The organism is Pseudomonas inefficax (genome assembly GCF_032164165.1).
Lineage (GTDB): Bacteria > Pseudomonadota > Gammaproteobacteria > Pseudomonadales > Pseudomonadaceae > Aquipseudomonas > Aquipseudomonas inefficax.
Map to the genome: position 1 here is coordinate 5,116,633 of NZ_CP134401.1, position 20,339 is coordinate 5,136,971.

18 protein-coding genes and 1 pseudogene are annotated in these 20,339 nt (G+C 59.9%); 9 read left to right on the forward strand and 10 right to left on the reverse strand.

Features of this window, described 5'->3' with window-relative positions; translation table 11 throughout:
* Positions 1–23: 23 nt before the first annotated feature.
* Positions 24–515: a GNAT family N-acetyltransferase gene (locus RIN61_RS23100; protein WP_112253769.1), complete on the reverse strand. Its 492-nt coding sequence runs from the start codon at positions 513–515 to the stop codon at positions 24–26.
* Positions 516–818: 303 nt separating this feature from the next.
* Positions 819–1,790, reverse strand: a complete 972-nt coding sequence (locus RIN61_RS23105) for an IS110 family RNA-guided transposase (protein WP_207880112.1) — start codon at positions 1,788–1,790, stop codon at positions 819–821.
* A 602-nt stretch (positions 1,791–2,392) separates the two neighbouring features.
* Between RIN61_RS23105 and RIN61_RS23110 the strand changes: the two genes are divergently transcribed.
* Positions 2,393–3,388 carry an IS110 family RNA-guided transposase gene (locus tag RIN61_RS23110; RefSeq protein WP_085627414.1) on the forward strand — a complete coding sequence of 332 codons (996 nt, stop codon included), beginning with the start codon at positions 2,393–2,395 and terminating at the stop codon, positions 3,386–3,388.
* A gap of 169 nt (positions 3,389–3,557) precedes the next feature.
* The gene (locus RIN61_RS23115) at positions 3,558–6,110 is read left to right on the forward strand and encodes a bifunctional diguanylate cyclase/phosphodiesterase (RefSeq protein ID WP_207877994.1); all 2,553 of its coding nucleotides are present in this window, start codon (positions 3,558–3,560) and stop codon (positions 6,108–6,110) included.
* An 18-nt stretch (positions 6,111–6,128) separates the two neighbouring features.
* On the opposite strand, the gene RIN61_RS23120 is transcribed toward RIN61_RS23115, so the two are convergent.
* Entirely contained in the window at positions 6,129–7,043 is a 915-nt protein-coding gene (locus tag RIN61_RS23120) for a LysR family transcriptional regulator (protein ID WP_112253767.1), read from the reverse strand.
* A gap of 199 nt (positions 7,044–7,242) precedes the next feature.
* On the opposite strand from RIN61_RS23120, the gene RIN61_RS23125 reads away from it, so the two are divergent.
* The 7 genes from RIN61_RS23125 to RIN61_RS23155 all read left to right on the forward strand — a co-directional run bounded on the left by RIN61_RS23125 (position 7,243) and on the right by RIN61_RS23155 (position 13,772).
* Positions 7,243–8,211, forward strand: coding sequence for an ABC transporter substrate-binding protein (locus RIN61_RS23125; protein ID WP_133973335.1), 969 nt, complete (start codon positions 7,243–7,245; stop codon positions 8,209–8,211).
* 75 nt (positions 8,212–8,286) lie between these two features.
* A complete protein-coding gene (locus RIN61_RS23130) occupies positions 8,287–9,138 on the forward strand; it encodes an ABC transporter permease (RefSeq protein ID WP_112253765.1) in 852 nt (283 codons plus the stop codon).
* On the forward strand, positions 9,135–9,968 hold the full coding sequence (locus tag RIN61_RS23135) for a quaternary amine ABC transporter ATP-binding protein (protein WP_112253764.1): 834 nt from the start codon (positions 9,135–9,137) through the stop codon (positions 9,966–9,968). The genes RIN61_RS23130 and RIN61_RS23135 overlap by 4 nt, the downstream gene beginning before the upstream one ends.
* Positions 9,969–9,980: 12 nt before the next feature.
* Positions 9,981–11,504, forward strand: coding sequence for a histidine ammonia-lyase (gene hutH / locus RIN61_RS23140; RefSeq protein WP_313854345.1), 1,524 nt, complete (start codon positions 9,981–9,983; stop codon positions 11,502–11,504).
* 159 nt (positions 11,505–11,663) lie between these two features.
* Entirely contained in the window at positions 11,664–13,184 is a 1,521-nt protein-coding gene (locus tag RIN61_RS23145) for an FAD-dependent monooxygenase (protein ID WP_313854347.1), read from the forward strand.
* 188 nt (positions 13,185–13,372) lie between these two features.
* Entirely contained in the window at positions 13,373–13,537 is a 165-nt protein-coding gene (locus tag RIN61_RS23150; RefSeq protein WP_207877988.1) for a hypothetical protein, read from the forward strand.
* Between the two features lie 10 nt (positions 13,538–13,547).
* Positions 13,548–13,772, forward strand: coding sequence for a DUF2188 domain-containing protein (locus RIN61_RS23155; protein WP_207877986.1), 225 nt, complete (start codon positions 13,548–13,550; stop codon positions 13,770–13,772).
* A gap of 54 nt (positions 13,773–13,826) precedes the next feature.
* Here RIN61_RS23155 and RIN61_RS23160 read toward each other — a convergent pair.
* The 7 genes and pseudogenes from RIN61_RS23160 to RIN61_RS23190 all read right to left on the reverse strand — a co-directional run.
* A pseudogene (locus RIN61_RS23160) lies at positions 13,827–14,021 on the reverse strand (general stress protein); the annotation flags it as partial.
* 224 nt (positions 14,022–14,245) lie between these two features.
* Positions 14,246–15,574: an SDR family oxidoreductase gene (locus RIN61_RS23165; RefSeq protein ID WP_112253759.1), complete on the reverse strand. Its 1,329-nt coding sequence runs from the start codon at positions 15,572–15,574 to the stop codon at positions 14,246–14,248.
* Positions 15,575–15,804: 230 nt separating this feature from the next.
* The gene (locus RIN61_RS23170; RefSeq protein ID WP_215521406.1) at positions 15,805–16,188 is read right to left on the reverse strand and encodes a MerR family transcriptional regulator; all 384 of its coding nucleotides are present in this window, start codon (positions 16,186–16,188) and stop codon (positions 15,805–15,807) included.
* A gap of 165 nt (positions 16,189–16,353) precedes the next feature.
* Entirely contained in the window at positions 16,354–16,932 is a 579-nt protein-coding gene (locus RIN61_RS23175; protein WP_313854350.1) for an NAD(P)H-dependent oxidoreductase, read from the reverse strand.
* Between the two features lie 299 nt (positions 16,933–17,231).
* On the reverse strand, positions 17,232–18,002 hold the full coding sequence (locus RIN61_RS23180) for an SDR family NAD(P)-dependent oxidoreductase (protein WP_313854352.1): 771 nt from the start codon (positions 18,000–18,002) through the stop codon (positions 17,232–17,234).
* A gap of 26 nt (positions 18,003–18,028) precedes the next feature.
* Positions 18,029–19,057 (reverse strand): phosphotransferase, encoded by a 1,029-nt coding sequence (locus RIN61_RS23185; protein ID WP_313854354.1) that lies wholly within the window; start codon positions 19,055–19,057, stop codon positions 18,029–18,031.
* A gap of 11 nt (positions 19,058–19,068) precedes the next feature.
* A complete protein-coding gene (locus RIN61_RS23190) occupies positions 19,069–20,280 on the reverse strand; it encodes an acyl-CoA dehydrogenase family protein (RefSeq protein WP_215521409.1) in 1,212 nt (403 codons plus the stop codon).
* Between the last annotated feature and the right edge of the window lie 59 nt (positions 20,281–20,339).

A 20,339-nucleotide genomic window follows, 5' to 3' on the forward strand; every position in this document is an offset into this window, starting at 1 on the left:
CCTTCGGCCGATAGCGGTAACCATCAGGTAATGGGCTTGGCCATTTCCGACGTACCCGTCCAGCCGGCTTGCTCATAGACCGGTTTACCCGTTTCGGTGGCGTGCAGGACAGCGAAGGTGATACCTCGGCGAGCGAACTCGGCGTCGGCAGCCTGCATCAAGGCCGACGCCAGGCCGCGGCGCCGGTAGGCCGGCTGGACGAACACATTCAGCACGTACCCACGCTTGTCTACGGTCGGGTGCGATGGATGGGGAGGCCAGTCAATGCTCATCAGGCCAATGGCTGCGACCGGTTGGTCGCCATCCAGGAGCTTGAAACCGTAATACCGACCGTCACCGAGCCGCTCCTCCAACCATGGGCGAAAGTGCTGAGTCATGGTTAGCAGTTTTTCAGGGTCGCCACCTGCCTCAAGAAACATCTCCTGGCGATGCGAGCAGATCATTTCTGCGTCAGCGGGCCCGACGGGCCGGCACTCCAAGCCTGAAAATTCTGCACGTCCTTGTAGTTCGATCATCGTTTATCCAGTGTCAGTGGCCGATTCATGGGAAGCAGCCTATGGCACCTTCAGGCTTGCTTGCAATGGCTTGGTTCAATGCCTGCGCCGGCCAGACGGATGGATTCGATTGTGTCGAGCGTTCACTGTAGGGCGAGACAGGGGATTTCCTTACTGGCCGCAGGTTACGGCTGACCACACTCGACCCCGGACAGCGATCCAAAGCGCTGTAGTCAGTCCCGGCCTCATCGCCGGCAAGCTGCACCACCTCGACCACTCCGGCCTCAAGCCATGTGCAAACACCTGTAGATACCGTCTTGACCCTCACCCCGCAAGAGCGATTTGAGGGTCAAACGGTTTGCCGGATTTCACTACGCCATACACCAGGTGCAAAAGCTTACGCATAGCAGCGCAGACTATCTGCTTGTAGGCTTTACGCCGATTGCTCAAACGCTCTGCCAGTGCCTTCACGACCGGGTTGTATCTGATCGAGACAGTGCCTGGCATCCACAAGCCGGCGCGCAATCTTGGGGCTCCTGTACGGGAAATGGTCGATTGGCCAATCTTCTCTCCCGATTGATGGATCATCGGGTTGAGGCCTGCAAACGCAACCATGGCTGACGGGCTTTCGTACTTCAGCGGATCACCCAGTTCTGCAAGGATCAGCGCGGCCGTGGTGTCTCCCAGGCCATCAATCGACGTAATCAGTTCTCGTCGCTGGCGCAGGTCTGGATCGTCATCGATCGTCTGCTCAATAGCCTTACGGGTTTTCGCTATTTCTTCGCTGATGTGCCCAATTACAGCTCTGATCGATTCCTGGACAGCGATCTGCGACACATCCAGACGGTTCTGCTCCATCTGCTGCATCTCTTTCAGGTCGTCCAGACGCCGCACCAAGGCCCGCAAGCGCCGCTGAGCTGGCGGCTCAGGCTTCCACTGACGAAGCAAATCTTTTTTCTGCTGACCGTAAGCAGCAATAACCTTGGCATCAGCCTTATCAGTTTTGACGCGTCGAAGGTCCGCTCCGGCAAACTTGGCAATCACGGCGGGATTCAGAATACACACCCGGTAACCCTTGGCATGAAAGCACTCAGCAAGCGCTTCGTGATAAGTGCCAGTGGCCTCCATGATAACCCAGGCACGTGGTTCGGCATGTTGCTCAAGCCAGGTTGCGAATTGCTCAAAACCACTCGGATTATTGGCCAGCTTGGCTTTGGTACGGACTTTCCCATTGGGAAGTGGAGTTGCAATATCGAAAGATCGCTTGGCTACATCGACGCCAACAACAACAGACATGATCTTCTCCCTCAGACAACGAAGTTTCGATCACCCAGCACTCGGTTCAACCTTGCGAATGCGTGCTCACGCCGGGGGGCGGCACTAGATACCGTTCGAACTGTTCGAGTGGGGTTGGAGGGCCAGAGCGTTATCTACAATACGGGCTCGATGCCCTTGGAGCGGCTCCGCTTCATGACCCTCCCTCGATGATCAGTCGAGAACTTTCGCCTCTTGTGAGGCGAAAGTCGAGATACAAGGAGCGGCCTTGTGTCGCGAAAGGGCTGCAAAGCAGCCCAGGGTTTCAGCGTCACCGCATGGATTGTCGGGGCCGCTGCGCGGCCCATCGCGACACAAGGCCGCTCCTTGTATGTTGTGTCTGGCCTAGCGGGAGAGGTTATTCTCGTCGGGCTGAAGAAGCACTTCCGGGGAGGCCGATCGCTCCTGAAGGCAGGCATTGCCCCTGACCTTGTATGTAGAGAGGCCCCCCGCCTCATTGCCCACTGCGAAGAGTATCGAGAAGCCGACAAGTCGGACTTCGCATTACAAGGTTGCAGCAGCATGAAGTTCGAGGTCGGGGAACCGGAGGCCATTGTTACCTAACTCGCTTGGAGAGGGAAGAAATGAGTGTCTGGGTTGGCGTCGATATCGGCTCACGTACTTCGGTCGTTGGGGTGCGTAAAGATGGGCGTCCGGCCGGACAGTGGGATATCGCTCAAACCCCTGCAGGCCGTAAGGCTGCGGTGAAAAAGCTGCTGGCACTCAAACCCAAGTCGATCGTGATGGAGGCGACCGGAATCTATTACCTGGACTTGGCCCTTGAGCTACATGCGGCTGACCTCCCTGTATCCGTGATCAACCCCAAGAGCTTCCACAATTTCGCCAAACTAATGCTGGTGAACAGCAAGACCGATGCAATAGATGCTCAACTGCTGTCCGAGTACGGCGAGCGTATGACACCGCGCTTGTGGACACCTCCAAGCCTTGTGCAGCTTGAGCTGAGGGCTCTGGGGCGACACATCAATCGTTTGGTGGGGCATCGTACAAGGGCGAAGAACGAACTGCATGCATTGCAGGCGACCGCTACAACCGTGTCGATGCTGATCGAGGATCAGGAGGAAGCGATTGCTTCACTGGATAATCGAATTGAGCGCTTTCGTAAGGCGGGCCGCGAGCTGGTCGCCCAGTGTCCGACGCTTACTCGGCAGTACAAGCAGCTGCTCGCAGGGCCTGGGATGGGAGAAGTCTCGGCACTTGCGGCATTGGCTGAACTGACCATCCTTCCTCAAATACTCAAGTCCTCGCAGGTAGCTCGCCACGCGGGTCTCGATGTTCGACAGACCCAATCGGGAACGAGCATTGATAAGCCCGGCAGACTCGGCAAAAGTGGGAATGCTTATCTACGGGCAGCCATGTACATGCCTGCCTTGACCGCAGTGCGCTGCGACCCTTATGCGAAGGCTTTTTACGAGTCGTTGGTCAACAGGGGCAAGAAGAAAATGCAGGCTATCGCTGCTGTCATGCGCAAGTACCTGACAGGCATCTGGGCATGCATGCGCGGGGATGAGCCATTTGATACGGCCAAGCTTTTCAGCTCTGAACACCTCAGAAAAGCTTGACCGCCAACAGAGTATCTACAAGGGCCAGTGCTGGCTGAAGAGATACCCAAGACAGTTGCTCCCACAGGAATATATTCCTGCGGGAGCCGGCTTGCCGGTCGTCAGCTCCATCGACCTCCAATCCTGCTGCCCGGTCAACTGGAAGACCCTAGGCCGCGAAGATGAACCAATGGACGTCTCTGCTGACAATGAAATGTCGACCCGTAGAAATGTGGTCGGGCAATTGATCGTGGTGTTTTCCCTGATTCTGCTGTTGGCCCTGCTGCTGGGGCTGTTCTCCCTCTACCGCCTCGCCGAGGCGCTGGACGCCCGACAAGTGGAGCAAAGCCGCTTCTATGCTGGGTCCGCCATGGCCCAGTTACAGAAGAATGACAAGACGTTCCTGCTGACCCATGCCAACTGGCAGGCTGCCTATGATCACTTGGGCGGGCAGGTCGATACACATTGGGCATACGACGAGGACAACGTCGGTGCCACGCTCTATACCTCCGATGGGTATGACGGTGTATATGTGCTCGATGATGACGGGACTCGGTACGCAATCCTGGACGGTAAGCTCAGCCAACAGGGGCTGGAGCGTCATACCGCCAGTGCTGGCAAGATCCTGCAGGAGGCTCGTCAAGCAGCGCAGCACGAACAGGCGTCTTCAGGCTACCTCGTGTTTCGTGGCCAGCCGGCGGTGTACGTCGCCGCGCTGATCCGCCCGCAGACCCAGCCCGCCCAACCGCCGGGACCCACCGCGGTGATGGTGTTCATTCGGGTTCTCTCGCCCGAGGTGCTCTTGCCGCTGGGCCAGTCGGCGGGGTTGTCCGGCCTGGCCGTGGTCGATTCGGCCGATCAGCGCCATGGGCGCGGTGCCCTGCCACTCGAAGGCAGCGGCCATGCCTTGACGTGGGATATACCGCAACCCGGCACCGAACTGATCCAGACGGTAATCGCACCCTTGGCTATTGCGGTACTGCTCATCGCACTGAGCATGGCATTGTTTGCACGCTATGCGATCCGGGCCAGCACCAGGATCGATCGCAGCCACCGTGCCCTGATGACGTCCAGGGCTGCCCTGCAATCGAGCGAAGAGCGCTTCAAGGCCGTGGCCGAAGCCGCGTCGGACTGGATCTGGGAAACGGATGTGCTGCTTCGCCTGACCTACCTTTCGGACCGGTTCACCGAGCTCACCGGGCACCCCGTCGAAGCGTGGCGACAGCGCTCGATCACCGAGTTGCTATCGTGTGATACCAATAACCTCCGCACCTGCCTGCACAGCCTGGCCGCGGCAGGCTCTTCCGGCACGCTGCGCTGCCAGTACCAGGACCATCTCGGCCAACAGCGTATCTGCAGGATCGCTTCTCGCGCGATCGTGGCCGAGGGCGTCTGTACCGGCTTTCGTGGCACTTGCAGCGACATCACCGACGAAGTGGCCGCCCATGCCCAGATCCAGCACCTCTCTTTGCACGACGCCCTGACCGGCCTGCCGAATCGCAACAAGCTGTTCCGTTTCCTCGAGCAATCGGCTCCTGGCGCCGACCAACCCCAGGTGGCGCTGCTGATGCTGGATCTGGACAACTTCAAGCCGATCAACGATAGCCTTGGGCATCCGGCCGGCGACGCGGTGCTGCTGGAGGTAGCGATCCGCCTCGGCCAGGTTACCCGTGACAGTGATCTGGTCGCCCGTCTGGGAGGCGACGAGTTCATCGTCGTGCTCACCCGGCCAGGCGATCACGCAGACATGGACCGATTCTGCATGCGTGTGATCGAGGCGATCAAACGCCCCATTCAGGTCGAAGGGCATGTCGTGCAAGTGGGGGTAAGCCTGGGTGTAGTGCTGTCGGCCGAGTACCCCGGTACGCCGAGCGACCTGATCCGGCACGCCGACGTGGCCTTGTACAGCGCCAAGCAGGCGGGCAAGAACACTTGGCGCTTCTTTTCGGCACAGATGAACGCAGCATTGATGGAGAAGCGTGTGCTGGAAAGCGAACTGCGCGAGGGCATACCGCGTGGTGAACTGGTGCTGCATTTTCAGCCGCGCTTCAAGGTCGATGGGGTCTCGATCGCATCGGCCGAGGCCCTGGTGCGCTGGAAGCACCCGCGCCTGGGCCTGCTCCGACCGGATCGTTTCATCCCGCTCGCCGAAGAGTCCGACCTGATCGTGCTGCTTGGCAACTGGGTGCTGCACGAAGCCTGTATCAAGGCGCGGGGCTGGCCGCAGGCGGTGATGGTCTCGGTCAACATGTCCCCGGCCCAGTTCAGCCGCAGCGATGTGGTCCGCGACGTCGGCGATGCATTGCGCGCCACCGGGCTGCCGGCCCATCGCCTGGAGCTGGAAATTACCGAGAATGTCATGCTCAACGATGTTGAAGGCGCGCTGCACACCATGCTTGCGCTGAAGGAGCTGGGGGTGCGCCTGAACATGGACGACTTCGGCACCGGTTACTCCTCGCTGGGCTACCTGCGTACCTACCCGTTCGACAGCATCAAGATCGACAAGCGCTTCGTGCAGCACCTGGGCAAGAGCGGCAGCGACCGTAGCGTTGTCCAGGCCATCATCAATCTTGGCAACGCAATGGGCATGACGGTCACTGCCGAAGGTGTCGAGACCGCTGAGCAACTGGCCTTGCTCAGCGATGACCAATGCCATGAAGTACAAGGCTTCCTGCTCAGCAAACCGCTGGAAAACGAAGCGTTGATGGGAATGATGAAAGACCAGGTAGCGTTAGCGCGATGACGCTTCCCAGGGGCAGTTTCATTCGGATGCAAACGATGGGTGTTCCCTGAACCATGCCACCGCCAGCTCCTTGAACGCTTCAGCCGAAGGCGTCAGCGGATAGCGCTGATCATGTGCCAGTACGATGCTGTGCGTTGGCAGTTTCTCCTCGGTCGGCCGACAAACCAGCGCTTGGCCATCATAACTGCGGTCACCAAATGGCCGGGTATAGATCAGCGCCACGCCAAACCCGTTGGCGACGAGGCTACGCTGCAACTCGAAGGTGCGCACACGGTGCACAGCGGCGGGTGAGAGATCGTAGAAACTGAACAGGTCCAGCACATGCTGCCAGCTGTGGACCTGATCGGTGACTACCAGGGTGTATTCCGATAGCGCTTTGAGGCTGACGCGCGACTCCTTGGCCAACGGGTGATCGGCCGCCAGCAGTACCTGAGCGGTCAGCTGGCATAGCTGGATGCATCGAGTGTTCGGCGGCAGGCCCAGATCATAGGTGATTGCCAGCTCTATCGCGCCTTCACCCAGCCGCTTCCCGACATAATCGAAGCTGCCTTCGCGCATATCAACCGTGACCCTGGGGCAGGACTCCTGCATCCGCCGCACGATCTGTGGCAGGCAATAGGGCGCCAGGTCTTCAAAACATCCAACCACCAGCTCTCCGACACACTCTCCTGCATTGGCATTGATCTCGGCAAAGGTCCGAGCCTCGGTCAGGACGCGACGGGCCTGGGCCATGACGGTACGACCGAACGGGGTCAACGAAATGCCGAGGCCACGTTGGCGCACGAAAATCGATTGGCCCAGCACCTCTTCCAGTTCGCTGATGGCCGCCGAAATGGAGGGCTGTGAAACATGAAGCTCCATGGCGGCAGTCGTCAGGTTACCGTGCTTGGCCGCTGCGAGTGCATAGCGCAGTTGCCGCAGTGTGAACTTCATAGGTTTTTCCGTTGTGATACATCAGGACATATTATTTTATCCTTTTTTGAGGTTGTGAAATATTTCTCCTGCGCAGTGGCCGCCGCTCACAGGCGCCACGCCGATGCCGATTGCAAGGCTCATCAGCCAGTTTGGCGACCCTCTCTGGGCCGGATGCCCTCGACTACTGCAAACCATGTTCTTGTTTGGGAGCATCACAATGAAAATTACAAAGGCTCTGCTGACCACGACACTATCTTTCGGGCTGCTGGCGGCCGCTGGCGCCAGCCAGGCGGCCGGCTGGTGCGAGTCTGGCAAACCGGTGAAGTTCGCCGGGTTGAACTGGGAAAGCGGGATGCTGCTCACGGATGTGATGCAGTTCGTGCTGAAAAATGGTTATGGCTGTGATACCGACAGCCTGCCGGGCAACTCCATCTCCATGGAAAACGCCCTGAGCAGCAATGATATCCAGGTGTTTGCCGAAGAGTGGGTAGGGCGCAGCGAGGTCTGGAACAAGGCTGCGGCTGCCGGCAAGGTCGTTGGCGTCGGCGCCCCGGTCGTTGGCGCGGTCGAAGGCTGGTACGTGCCGCGTTATGTGATCGAAGGCGACGCCAAGCGCAAACTCGAAGCCAAGGCACCCAACCTCAAGACCATCGCCGATCTTGGGCAATACGCCCAGGTATTCAAGGACCCGGAAGAACCGGACAAGGGGCGCTTCTACAATTGCCCGGCCGGCTGGACCTGCGAGCTGGACAACAGCGAGATGCTCAAGCGCTACGGCCTGGAAAGCAGCTACACCAACTTCCGCCCGGGCACCGGCCCGGCACTGGATGCCGCCGTATTGTCGAGCTACAAGCGTGGTGAGCCGATCCTGTTCTACTACTGGTCGCCGACGCCGCTGATGGGCCTGGTCGACCTGGTCAAACTGGATGAGAAGCCAGGCGTGGATAAAACCCTGACCATCAAAGTGGGCCTGTCGAAGGCCTTCCACGAGCAGGCGCCGGAGCTGGTGGCGGTGCTGGAAAAGGTCAATCTGCCGATCGACCTGCTGAACCAGAACCTGGCGCGCATGAGCAAAGACCGTATCGAGTCGCCGGAACTGGCCAAGTTGTTCCTCAAGGAGCACCCCGAGGTCTGGCATGGCTGGGTCAGCGAAGACGCAGCCAAAAAGGTGGACGCGGCACTTTGAGCGTGTGGGCTGGTCCGGCTCCTGCCGGACAAGGCACGCGACAGTCCGTTTCATGCACTTGCTCGAGAGAATTCCATGTTTCCCAAGAACTTCACGTTTTCCATTGCCGACTGGGTCAATGGCTGGGTCGATGCGCTGGTAACCAACTACGGTGACGTGTTCCGGCACATCTCCGACACCCTGCTGTGGGCCATCGTCAACCTCGAAGGCCTGCTGCGCGCGATGCCCTGGTGGCTGATGCTGGCAGTCGTCGCCGGTATTGCCTGGCATGCCACCCGTAAAGTCGCGACCACTGCCGTGATCGTCGGCTTACTGTTCCTGGTTGGTGCGGTCGGCCTCTGGGACAAGCTGATGCAGACCCTGGCGCTGATGCTGGTAGCAACGCTGATATCGGTCCTGGTCGGCATTCCGCTGGGTGTGCTGTCGGCGCGCAACGATCGCCTGCGGGCGGTTTTGATGCCGCTGCTCGACATCATGCAGACCATGCCCAGTTTCGTGTACTTGATACCGGTCCTCATGCTGTTCGGCCTGGGCAAGGTGCCGGCGATCTTCGCCACCGTCATCTATGCCGCGCCGCCGCTGATTCGCCTGACCGACCTGGGCATTCGCCAGGTGGACGGCGAGGTCATGGAGGCGATCAACGCTTTCGGTGCCAACCGCATGCAGCAACTGTTCGGCGTGCAGCTGCCACTGGCGTTGCCGAGCATCATGGCCGGTATCAACCAGACCACCATGATGGCCCTGTCGATGGTAGTCATCGCCTCGATGATCGGTGCCCGTGGCCTGGGTGAAGACGTCCTGGTCGGCATCCAGACGTTGAATGTGGGCCGCGGCCTCGAAGCGGGCCTGGCCATCGTGATTCTGGCGGTCGTGATCGACCGTATTACCCAGGCCTATGGCCGACCACGGCATGGGGTGGGCAAATGAGCGCCAAACAGACGATGAACAAGATCGAAGTCAAGAATGTCTTCAAGATCTTCGGTGCTCGCGCCGAAGATGCCCTGAAACTGATCCGCCAGAAGAAGGCCAAGGACCAGGTCCTGGTCGAAACCGGCTGCGTGGTAGGGGTCAACGATCTCTCGTTGTCCATCGGCAGCGGCGAGATCTTCGTGATCATGGGGCTTTCGGGTTCGGGCAAGTCGACCCTGGTGCGCCACTTCAACCGCCTGATCGACCCGACCAGCGGCGAGATCCTGGTCGATGGCGAAGACATTCTGCAGTACGACATGCAAGCCTTACGCGAATTCCGCCGGCACAAGATCAGCATGGTGTTCCAGAGTTTTGGCCTGTTGCCGCACCGCACCGTGCTGGACAACGTCGCCTACGGCCTGAAAGTCCGTGGCGAGAACAAGGCCAAGTGCACAGAGCGCGCCCTGCACTGGATCGACACCGTGGGCCTGAAGGGGTACGAAAAGTCGTACCCGCACCAGTTGTCGGGCGGCATGCGTCAGCGTGTCGGCCTGGCCCGCGCTCTGGCTGCCGACACCGACATCATCCTGATGGACGAAGCCTTCAGTGCGCTTGACCCGCTGATTCGCGCCGAAATGCAGGACCAGTTGCTGGAACTGCAGAAGACCCTGCACAAGACCATCGTGTTCATCACCCACGACCTGGACGAGGCGGTGCGTATCGGCAACAGGATTGCCATTCTCAAGGACGGTCGCCTGGTCCAGGTCGGCACGCCGAAAGAAATCCTCTACCAGCCTGCGGACGAATACGTCGATCGTTTCGTGCAGCGTCGCGTAGCTTCGCTTTAAGGAACCGCGTGTATGTCGTTTGCTGAAAGAATCATCATCGCCGAAGCGCCCGTGCGTTGGCAGGATGTGGTAGCTGTGGCCCGGCATGGCGCGAAGCTTGAGCTGGCCCCATCGGCCTGGGCGCGGATCGAGAACGCCCAGGCGATCGTCCAGCGCATCGTTGCCAGCGGTGACCGCGCCTATGGCGTCAACACCGGGCTTGGTGCCTTGTGCAATGTCTCGTTGCAGGACGAACAACTCAGCAAGCTGTCGCACAACACCTTGCTCAGCCATGCCTGTGGCGTGGGTACGGCGCTGTCGGACGAACAGACCCGGGCGATAATGTGTGCGGCGATCATCAACTTCTGCCAGGGCCGTTCCGGCCTGCAGCGCAAGGTGGTCGAGGCACTGCTGACCCTGCTCAACCAGCACATCACGCCGCAGGTGCCGAAACAGGGGTCGGTGGGCTATCTGACCCACATGGCGCATATCAGCATCAGCTTGCTGGGCGTCGGCCAGGTCAGCTATCGCGGCCAGATCATGCCGGCGCAGCAGGCCTTGGCCGAGGTCGGCCTGGCGCCGGTCAAACTGGGTGCCAAGGATGGCCTGTGCCTGGTCAACGGTACCCCTTGCATGACCGGCCTGAGCTGCCTGTCTTTGGATGACGCCACCCGGTTGAGCCAATGGGCGGACGTCATCAGCGCCATGAGCTTCGAGGCCTTGCGCGGTCAAGTCGATGCCTTCGATCCTGAAATCATCGCGATGAAACCGCACCCCGGCATGCAGCGCGTGGGCAGTAACCTGCGGCGCCTGCTCGACGGCAGCGAAATCATTGCCAGCAGCCAAGGCATTCGCACCCAGGACGCCTTGAGCATTCGCTCGATTCCGCAGGTTCATGGCGCCGCGCGCGATCAGCTGGAACACGCTGCGCGGCAGATCGAAACCGAACTCAATTCCACCACCGACAACCCGATGCTGCTGGGTACGCCCGAGTCGTATCGGGTGGTTTCCCAGGCGAACCCGCACGGCCAGTCGGTGGCCATGGCGGCCGACTTGCTGGCTATCGCGGTGGCCGAGATCGGGGCGATTGCCGAGCGTCGTCTCGATCGCCTGATCAATCCGTTGGTCAGCGGTTTGCCGGCCTTTCTGGTCAGCCAGCCGGGGGTGAACTCGGGCATGATGATCGTTCAGTACGTGGCCGCTTCACTGTGTGCGGAAAACCGTCAGCTGGCACAACCGGCAGTCGTTGACAACTACGTCACCTCCGGCCTGCAGGAGGATCATCTGAGCATGGGCACCAATGCCGGGTTGAAGTTGCACCGCGCCCTGGAGAACTGCACGCAGATCCTCGCCATCGAATACCTGCTGGCGGCCCAGGCATTTGAATTTCTCAAGGAGCAGCGCTTTGGCGCAGGTACCAGCGTTGCCTGGCGGTTGTTGCGCGAACGGGTCCCCGCGTATGCCCAGGACCGTTGGCTGGCCCCGGATATTGCCAGCAGCGCATCGATCCTGAAGGATCCGGGCCTGCTTGGCGCTGCATTCCCCGAGCTGCTATGACCGATGCAAGGGTCACTCATGGCTTCGGATCGTGAGGGTCGAAACCTGTGCAATCGGGGGGTAAATGCCCCCTGATTGCGTACGACCAATAAAACGTTGACTTTGCGCGCGCCCAGGAACATTCATGATCCCAGAGGCATTGATGTTCGAGGTGAGATCATGGCGCAGACCGACGTACTCATTGTCGGAGCCGGCCCGACCGGGCTGGTTCTTGCTCTTTGGCTCAACAGGCAAGGCGTCGGCGTAAGGATCATCGACAAGAGCAGTGGGCCGGGTGAAGCTTCTCGTGCCATGGCTGTTCAAGCCCGCACGCTGGAGCTCTATCGCCAGCTCGATCTGGCCGAGCCAGTGATAGAGGCCGGCTATAAAACCCCAGCCATGAACATGTGGGCACGCGGCCGGCACAGGGCGCGTATACCCTTGGGCGACGCAGGCAGAGAAGTTTCTGCGTATCCTTTCGTGTTGGTCTATCCCCAGGACCGCCATGAGCGCCTGCTGGTGCAGCAGCTCCAGTCACTCGGCGTGGATGTGGAACGGCAGACCGAACTGCTGTCTTTCGAGGAGGGTGAAAGCCATGTCACGGCCCTCCTGAAACATGCTGATGGCCGAGAGGAATCCTTCACTGCGGCTTTTGTGGCCGGGTGCGATGGCGCTCGGTCGCTTGTTCGGCAAGCGATCGGCAGCGGTTTCGAGGGCGGCACCTACAAACAGCTTTTCTATGTTGCGGATGTCAGGGTCAATGGTGTCGAGCCGGCGGGTGAGGGGCATATCGCTTTTGACAAATCCGATTTCGTGCTGCTTTTGTGCTATGGCGAAAAGGACCAGTACCGCCTGATTGGCACTGTGCGTGACGAGCGAGCCGAGCATCCTGAACATCTGACGTTCGCGGACGTTGGTCATGATGCCATCAACGGGTTGAACCTGAAGATTACCGCCGTGAACTGGTTTTCCACCTACCGTGTTCACCATCGCGTTGCGGACCATTTCCGCCGTGGCCGGGCGTTTCTGCTCGGCGATGCTGCGCATGTGCATAGCCCGGCGGGAGGGCAGGGCATGAACACCGGCATTCTGGACGCGATCAACCTGGCATGGAAGTTGGCCGCGGTGTTGAAAGGGAAAGCGCCCGACACATTGCTCGACAGCTACCAGATCGAACGCCAGGCATTTGCCCGCACGCTGGTGGAGACAACTGACAAACTGTTCACCTTCGTTACCGCTCAGGGCGGATTTGCCGACTTTGTACGTACTCGCATCGCGCCGCTCTTCGCGAGTGTTGCGTACAAGAGCGAAAACGTCCGTGAGTACCTGTTCCGAATGGTTTCGCAAACCACACTCGATTACCGCGAAAGCCCGCTGAGCCAGGGCAAGGCCGGTGGCGTTGAGGGCGGTGATCGCCTGCCTTGGCTGTCTGTCGGCACCGAGGACAACTACGCTTCACTCGCAGCCATTCAGTGGCAAGTGCATGTTTACGGTGAAGCCAAGGCCGACTTGACCCGATGGTGTGCAAGGCAGGGCATTGCACTGCATGTTTTCGCTTGGGAGCATGCGTACGAGAAAGCCGGCGTTGCCAGAAATGCTGCTTACCTGTTGCGGCCTGACAACCATGTCGCGCTGGCTGATCCAGAGGGGGAGGTTAGTACCTTGAGCCGATATTTCGAGGCGCATGGAGTGATGCCATGAGCAGCGCCGACCAGTCTTGCGCAGGTTATGGTCGACACTGAGTCTGCCGCATTGCCACCTGCCACTCCGATGGAATTATTCCCGCCCTGTATGCTCAATAGCGCATGAACTAGCGATGCCGGGATTGTTTGGGTACTGGCAAAAGTACGTGGAATCTGCATCCAGTCCACTTGTTCGGAGGTATTGCCATGCAGCCGGAAACTGAAGGCTCTGAGGAAAAGGGGCCAAGCGACGTACCGTTCATCAACGATCCGGAAAAGCCCACCTCGCCGCCCTTGAACGACGCTGATGCCACGGATGCTGCCGAGGCGGAGGAAGAGATTCAGGATGACGGCGAATCCATTTGGCCATGAGGAGTGGACGATGGACAATTATCACCTCAGCCCGACATCGGATGGTTGGGAGTTGAAGAAAGTCGGTGCTGAACGAGCTTCCAAACGAGCGGCGACGAAGCAGGAACTAATCAATGCCCTTGCGGATTTCTTCGATGGCAAGACCGCATCAGTGAAGATCCACAGGGCGGATGGCACCCTCGAAGAGGAACGCACCTATCCACGTTCGGCTGACCCACGCCGTAGCAAAGGTTGAAGATTTCAAAAAAGAGGCCAGGGTGCCATGCACCCTGGCCGAACTCATTTCAAGTTAGCGGTTTTCGCTACCACGGCCGCCGCCGTGACTGTTCTCTCCGCCTTTGCGCCCAGCCTCGGAGGCGCGTTCACGGTCGTTGGCAAAGTTGCCCCCGGAGCTCTGGCCGCCTTTGCGACCTGCCTCCGACGCCTTCTCACGGTCATTGGCGAAATTGCCTGGATTGTTCTGGGCGGAACCACCTTGGCGGCCACGATTGCTTTGATTGTCAGCCATGATCTTTCACCTCATGTCGTCACACAGGAAAGTCTGTGTTCAACTCCGACTTCAAGCAGACAGCGATTTGCTCCCCGGCTTTGCGCTTGGGCCGACGGGTTGCACGAAAGAACTCGTGCGGGCATTTGTGGCGCCGCAGAGCTTTGTTCGCCAACTTTTGGAACTGATTTGCCTTGCGTCGAGTTTGACAGCACAGTTGTTCAGCTCCTGCGGCGTGAATGGGTGATCGCAAAACCTATGATGACCGCAAGCGCCGCTGCGCCGATCACTAGAGGCGTCGTGTCTTTTTTTGGCTTCCTCCAGCCGCCGTCGATACTCCTCCTGCCACTCGGCGGCTCAAAGAGGTTGCCTGATGAGGTTTCGGCTTTGGGGCTGCGGTTTATCCCCCAACGCGTCAGCCACCCCGATAACAGCGGCAGGCCTGGTACCAGGTAGCTGGCCAGATGCGCGAGGCGAGCCGTGGCGCCGACCGTGGTGTGAGCTCGAGGTGAGATTGCGCAGGCCACCATGGCCTTTGCCACAAGTTCGGGATCATATACAGGGCCTGGAGGTGTCAGCGCATGTCCTGTGTAGTTGCCGCCGTCTCGGAAGCCCGGTGTGTCCATGACTGCCGGATAGATATCGCACACGTGGATGTCGGGAAACTCCGTCAATTCCCCTCGCAGTGCCTCGGTCAGGCCACGCAAGCCGAACTTGCTCGCCGAGTACGCGGCTGCATAGGGTTGGGCCACCCAACTGCCCAGGGACAGCGTATTGATCAGGATGCCGCTGCCTTGGCGCTTGAAGAGAGGAAGGGCTACAAAAGCGCCGCGCAGGTAACCCAACAGGTCAGTCTGAATCACCTGCTCATGGGCCTCCAGTGGTGTTGCCTCGAAGTTGCCCACCGCGCCAACGCCGGCGTTGTTGATCCAGATATCGATCCGTCCGTGGCCAAATTCTGCTGCCCGGGCGGCCAGCGCTTGCACCTGGTCGTTGCGGGTGACATCGGTCGTGATCGCTATGGCATCCGTACCGCAGTCGGTGCATTCATCCAGGACGTCGAACAACGCTTCTTCATCGCGCGCAGCGAGCACCAGGCGAGCCCCCTTGCAGGCAAATGCGTGCGCGGTGGCACGGCCGATACCGCTGGAAGCGCCAGTTATCACCACGACTTTGCCACGCAGCGGCCCTCTGCTCGGGTAGCCCCCGCGGGGCGATTCCCGCTCCGTGGCAGACTTGTTGTGCTCGTCAAGTGGCGCGAACGTTTCGCTGGCCTCGATCCTGGAGATTTCAAGGGCGGTACCATCGACCAAGGTCAACGTCAGCCCTTCAATCGTGCCTGCCTCCCGGTTCGGAAACACCGGTTCGCCTTCGGCATCCACGCTGTCGTAGATGAAGCGCGTACCTTCGATCCACCCAACGGCGGTCAAAAGCTCAGGGCCCAGGTAATACTTGCCGTCTTGAAAGAAGCCTGGGAACTGATGCGCCCGCTCGATGTTTTCCACGCGATAGCGTTCACCTGCTTTCATGCCTGTCGCTTGATCGATCATTTTGCGAACCCCTGTAGGTGGATTGCCTTCAGCCGCATGTTTGCGTGCCAGGTATGCAGGGGAAGCCCGGGCGGACAGCAAAGTTCAGACCAACAAGTCCGGCGGTACTGAAAAATTGCCTCGATTGTGCCGCAGCCAGCAGTGCAAGAGGGCGAACAGTTGGGGGGGGGGAGACTGTGCCAGGCTAAACCGCCGGGGCGCCATGGCCGTTCAGAGGCGGCGGTGCGGATTCAGCGGGCTTTTTCCAGGTGTTGGAACTGGCATTGCATCTGAGCATCTTTGAGGCTCAGCTCAAACTCAACCAAGCCGTCATGCACTTGCTGCAGGGCCTGGATCTGCCCCATCAATTCCTGCTTTTTGTTAGCGATGGCCTGCATGGCCAGATCCCGAGGCAGCTCCTGGCCGCGATGATCCTGCAGAATGGCCTGCATTTCCTTGAGCTTGAAACCGAGTTGCTGAGCGCATTTGATGAAGGTCAGCAGCTCTACGCTTTGCTGGCTGTAGATGCGGTACTTGCCTTCGCGTTGCGGGGGTGGCAACAGGCCGATTTCTTCGTAATGTCGAATGCTTTTGACGGTGGTGCCCGACAGCTGGGCGGCTTTGCCGATGTACATGGAAATCCCTTTTTTTGACGCATCAGAAGCAAAAAGATGTCGCGCGCTCTTACAGGCGCGCAAATCTTTGCACAAGCGTCAAGGGGTGGGAAGCCAGGTTGGAAAGGGTGTCACAGCAGGGAGGCTCGGCTGGGCAGCGCAGGGGCGCGGCCCGACCGGGGCCGATCAGCGGCTTGCGACTGCCTGGACTTGTTTGAGCCAGGCTTCACGCTGTTCCGGCTTGGAGCCCAATACCGGACCGAAGGTCAGGGTTTTCAGGGGTTTTATGCCGCAGAACTCCAGGGTGGTCTTGCGCATTTGGTGCAGGCCCGGCATGCGATACACCCACCGGTAGTACCATGGCGGCGTGTCCATGGTCACCAAAAGGTGAGCCGTGCGGCCCTTGAGCAGCTTATCCGGGAAGGGCGAGCCCTTGCGGTACTTGAAGGCAAAACCGGGCAGAAACACGCGGTCGAAGAACCCTTTGAGCAACGCCGGAATGCCGCCCCACCAGATCGGGTACACCAACGTCAGGTGTTCGGCCCAGGTAATGTCGTTCTGTGCGTCGATCAAATCGGGCTCAAGCAACTGGATCTGGTTATAGCCATCGTGCAAGACCGGATCGAAATCCAGGGTGTCCAGGCGCAGCAGGCGCACCTCGTGGCCTGCTTCCTTGGCAGCCTCGACATAACGTTCGGACACAGCGCCGCAAAAGCTGTCGTTCGAAGGGTGGCCGAGGATTACGAGCATGCGTTTGCTCTTCATGACAAACTCCAGGTAATGAAGTGCCAAGGGTAAAGTCTGCCCCTTACGGTAGAGTCAAGCCTTGCCGGTTAGCGGTAGAGACAAACAGTCCAGCAGCGCTCGGGTGTAGTCCGGCAAAGCGTCGAATGAGCGGGCCCAGAAACGCAATGTGCGTTGAGCCCGCACTCGCACCTGCAAGCGCCAACCGGCTTGCATGGCTTGCGCCTCCAGATCGACGGCGAGGGTACTGTTGGCATTGAGGGCGACATAAGTGTGGCCGAGGGTGCCGTTGAGCGTCAGGGTGTCGTTCTGGAATACGCCTATGCCAAACGAGTGTGATGGGCTCCGTCTACCGGTAACACCACGCCATTGACGAAGGAGCCCGCCTCGCTAGCGAGCATGATCATCGGGCCAAGCAGTTCGTCCAGTTGGCCCAGGCGTCGAGATGGCATCGAGCGTATGGCTGCCTGCCCCTTTTCGCTGGCGAAAAATGCCTGGCTCATTTCTGTTTCGAACCAGCCGGGGGCAATGGCATTGACCCGTATGCCAAAGCGCATCAGGTCATTGGCAAGTGCGCGGGTCAACTGGACAACTGCGCCCTTGGACGCTGCATAAACACTGTAACCGGGCTGCACCCCGAGGCCGAGTATCGAGGCGATGTTGATGATCGCTCCCGGGCGCTTTGCCTCGGCAAGCCGACGTGCGGCCTCCTGGGATACACGCCAGATCCCCTTGAAGTTGGTGTCCAGCACCGCATCCATCGAGATTTCGTCGGTCTCCAGGAAGGGGGCAGGGGCCGCGATACCGGCATTGTTGATAATGATGTCGCACACGCCGACCTGGGCTGCCGCAGCGTCGAACGCGGCACGTACGCTGTCACTGGAGGTCACATCCATGGCGACAGCGATGGCCTTGCCACCGCTGTTATGGATGTCGTGCACCAGCGCCTCGATCCGGTCGAGCCGGCGAGCCGAAGCCACGATCGTGGCGCCAGCCTGCGCCAGGCCGCGGGCGAGACAATAACCGATACCGCTCGAAGCCCCGGTGACGAGAGCGACTTTACCAGCCAGCGAAAAACGTTCATTAACCATCGTATCTTCTCCAAACAACGGAAATTTCAGTTTCCAGGGGCAATGAGGTCCAAGCCCATTTGCGAGAGCGGCCGGGCCAGCTCACCCGTTTCGTGCGCCCGCGTATTGGAAGCGTTGCCTTCCAGGGCGCGTTTTTTTACACCTTGGGCGATCGCCGCAAGCCGGAAAAAACTGAATGCCAGGTAGAAGTTCCAGTTTTCGATCTTTTCCAGTCCCATGCGCGCGCAATAGTCGGCGACATAGGTATCTTCGTCTGGTATGCCCAATGCGTGGCGGTCGAGGCCGCCCAACCCTCGGATCAGGCCGTCATTCGGCATGCGCCACTGCATGCATTGATAGGCCAGGTCGGCGAAGGGATGGCCTAGAGTGGACAGTTCCCAGTCGACTACCGCGAGGATGCGCGGCTCGGTAGGGTGGAACAGGAAGTTGTCCAGGCGATAGTCGCCATGGACCAGGCTGACGCGTCCGTCGTCTGGTGGCAGCAGCCCCGGTAGCCGCTCGATGAGCTGGTTCATGGCAGGGTTGATATCGGTTTCGCTGGCTTGGTATTGCTGGGTCCAGCGCACGAGTTGCCGCTCGAAATAGTTACCCGCTCGACCATAATCGCCGAGGCCGATGGCTTCGACGTCCAGGCGGTGCATAGCTGCGAGTACGCGGTTCATTTCGTCGTAGTAGGGAGCGCGGTGGGCTTGCTCGATCTCCGGCAGTGCAGGGTCCCAGAAAATCCGCCCCTCCACGAACGACATGAGGTAGAAGTCGCTGCCGATGATGCTGGCATCCTCGCAGAGGTGGTACGGGTGGGCTACCGGGACCTCGGTGTTGCGCAGGGCTTGCATGACGCGGAACTCACGGTCGATCGCGTGAGCGGACTTCAGCAGTGCGCCCCGTGGTTTGCTGCGTAACACGTAATCGGTACCGCCAGCGCGTAGCCGGTATGTCGGGTTCGACTGCCCGCCAGCGAACTTTTCCAACGCGACGGGGCCGTTGAAACCGGGCAGAACGGCTTCCAGATAGGCGCCCAGGCGCTCGCTGTCGAGGTTTTCAATGTGGGTCATGTAGTCGTTCCTCAAGCTGTGTAGCGTTTGATCACCGCTTTGCCCAGTGAGGCCATGTGCACCTGATCGGGGCCATCGGCCAGGCGAATGGCCCGGGCATTGGCAAAGGCGCGCGGCAGGAAGCTGTCCTGACACAGGCCCAGTGCGCCGTGGGCCTGGATGGCGCGGTCAATGACCTGCTGCGCCATGGTCGGGGCAATGATCTTGATCATCGCGATGAGATCGCGCGCGTCCTTGTAGCTGGTGCGGTCCATCTTGTCGGCAGCCTTCAAGGTCAACAGGCGTGCCTGCTCGATTTCGCACAGCGAGCGCGCGATGTCCTCGCGTATCGAACCTTGCTCGGAGAGCTTCTTGCCGAACGCTACCCGGTGCTCGACCCGGGCGCACATCAATTCCAATGCACGTTGAGCGGATCCGATCAGGCGCATGCAATGATGAATCCGGCCTGGACCCAGCCGGCTTTGAGCAATTTCGAAACCTTGCCCCTCGCCGCCGATCCGGTTGCCAACCGGAACGCGTACATTCTCGAACAGGATCTCGGCATGCCCGTGCGGGGCATCATCGTCACCGAACACGCGCAGGGGGCGCAGTAGCTTGAGGCCGGGGGTATCCATCGGCACGATCACCTGCGTCTGCTGGTGATGAGGCGGGGCATCGGGATCGGTCTTGCCCATCACGATCAGGAACGCGCAACGCGGATCGGGGGCGCCGGTGGTCCACCACTTGTGCCCGTTGATCACGTAGTCATCACCGTCCCGTTCGATGCGGCATTCGATATTGGTGGCATCGGAGGAAGCGACCGCTGGCTCCGTCATGGCGAACGCTGAACGGATTTCACCGTTGAGCAGCGGCAGCAGCCACTGTTGTTTCTGCGCTTCGCTGCCATAGCGGGCCAGCAGTTCCATGTTGCCAGTATCCGGCGCATTGCAGTTGAACACTTCCGGGCCGATGAACGAGCGGCCCATGACCTCGGCCAGCGGCGCATATTCCAGGTTGGTCAGGCCCGAGCCGTAGTCGTCGAACTTCGCCAGAAACAGGTTCCACAGGCCTTCGCTGCGCGCACGCGCCTTGAGTTGCTCCATCACCGGAGGAATGACCCAACGGTTGTCGGAGCGCTCGATGAAGTCGTGGTATTCGTGCTCGGCCGGGTATACGTGATCTTCCATGAAACGCTCAAGCCGCCCGAGAAGGTCTCGAACTTTAGGGCTGTATTCAAAGTGCATGCTGTATTCCTCGATAGGACGCGGGGGCGTGTTGCGTTGACGGGGGTTGGAAGCGGGCA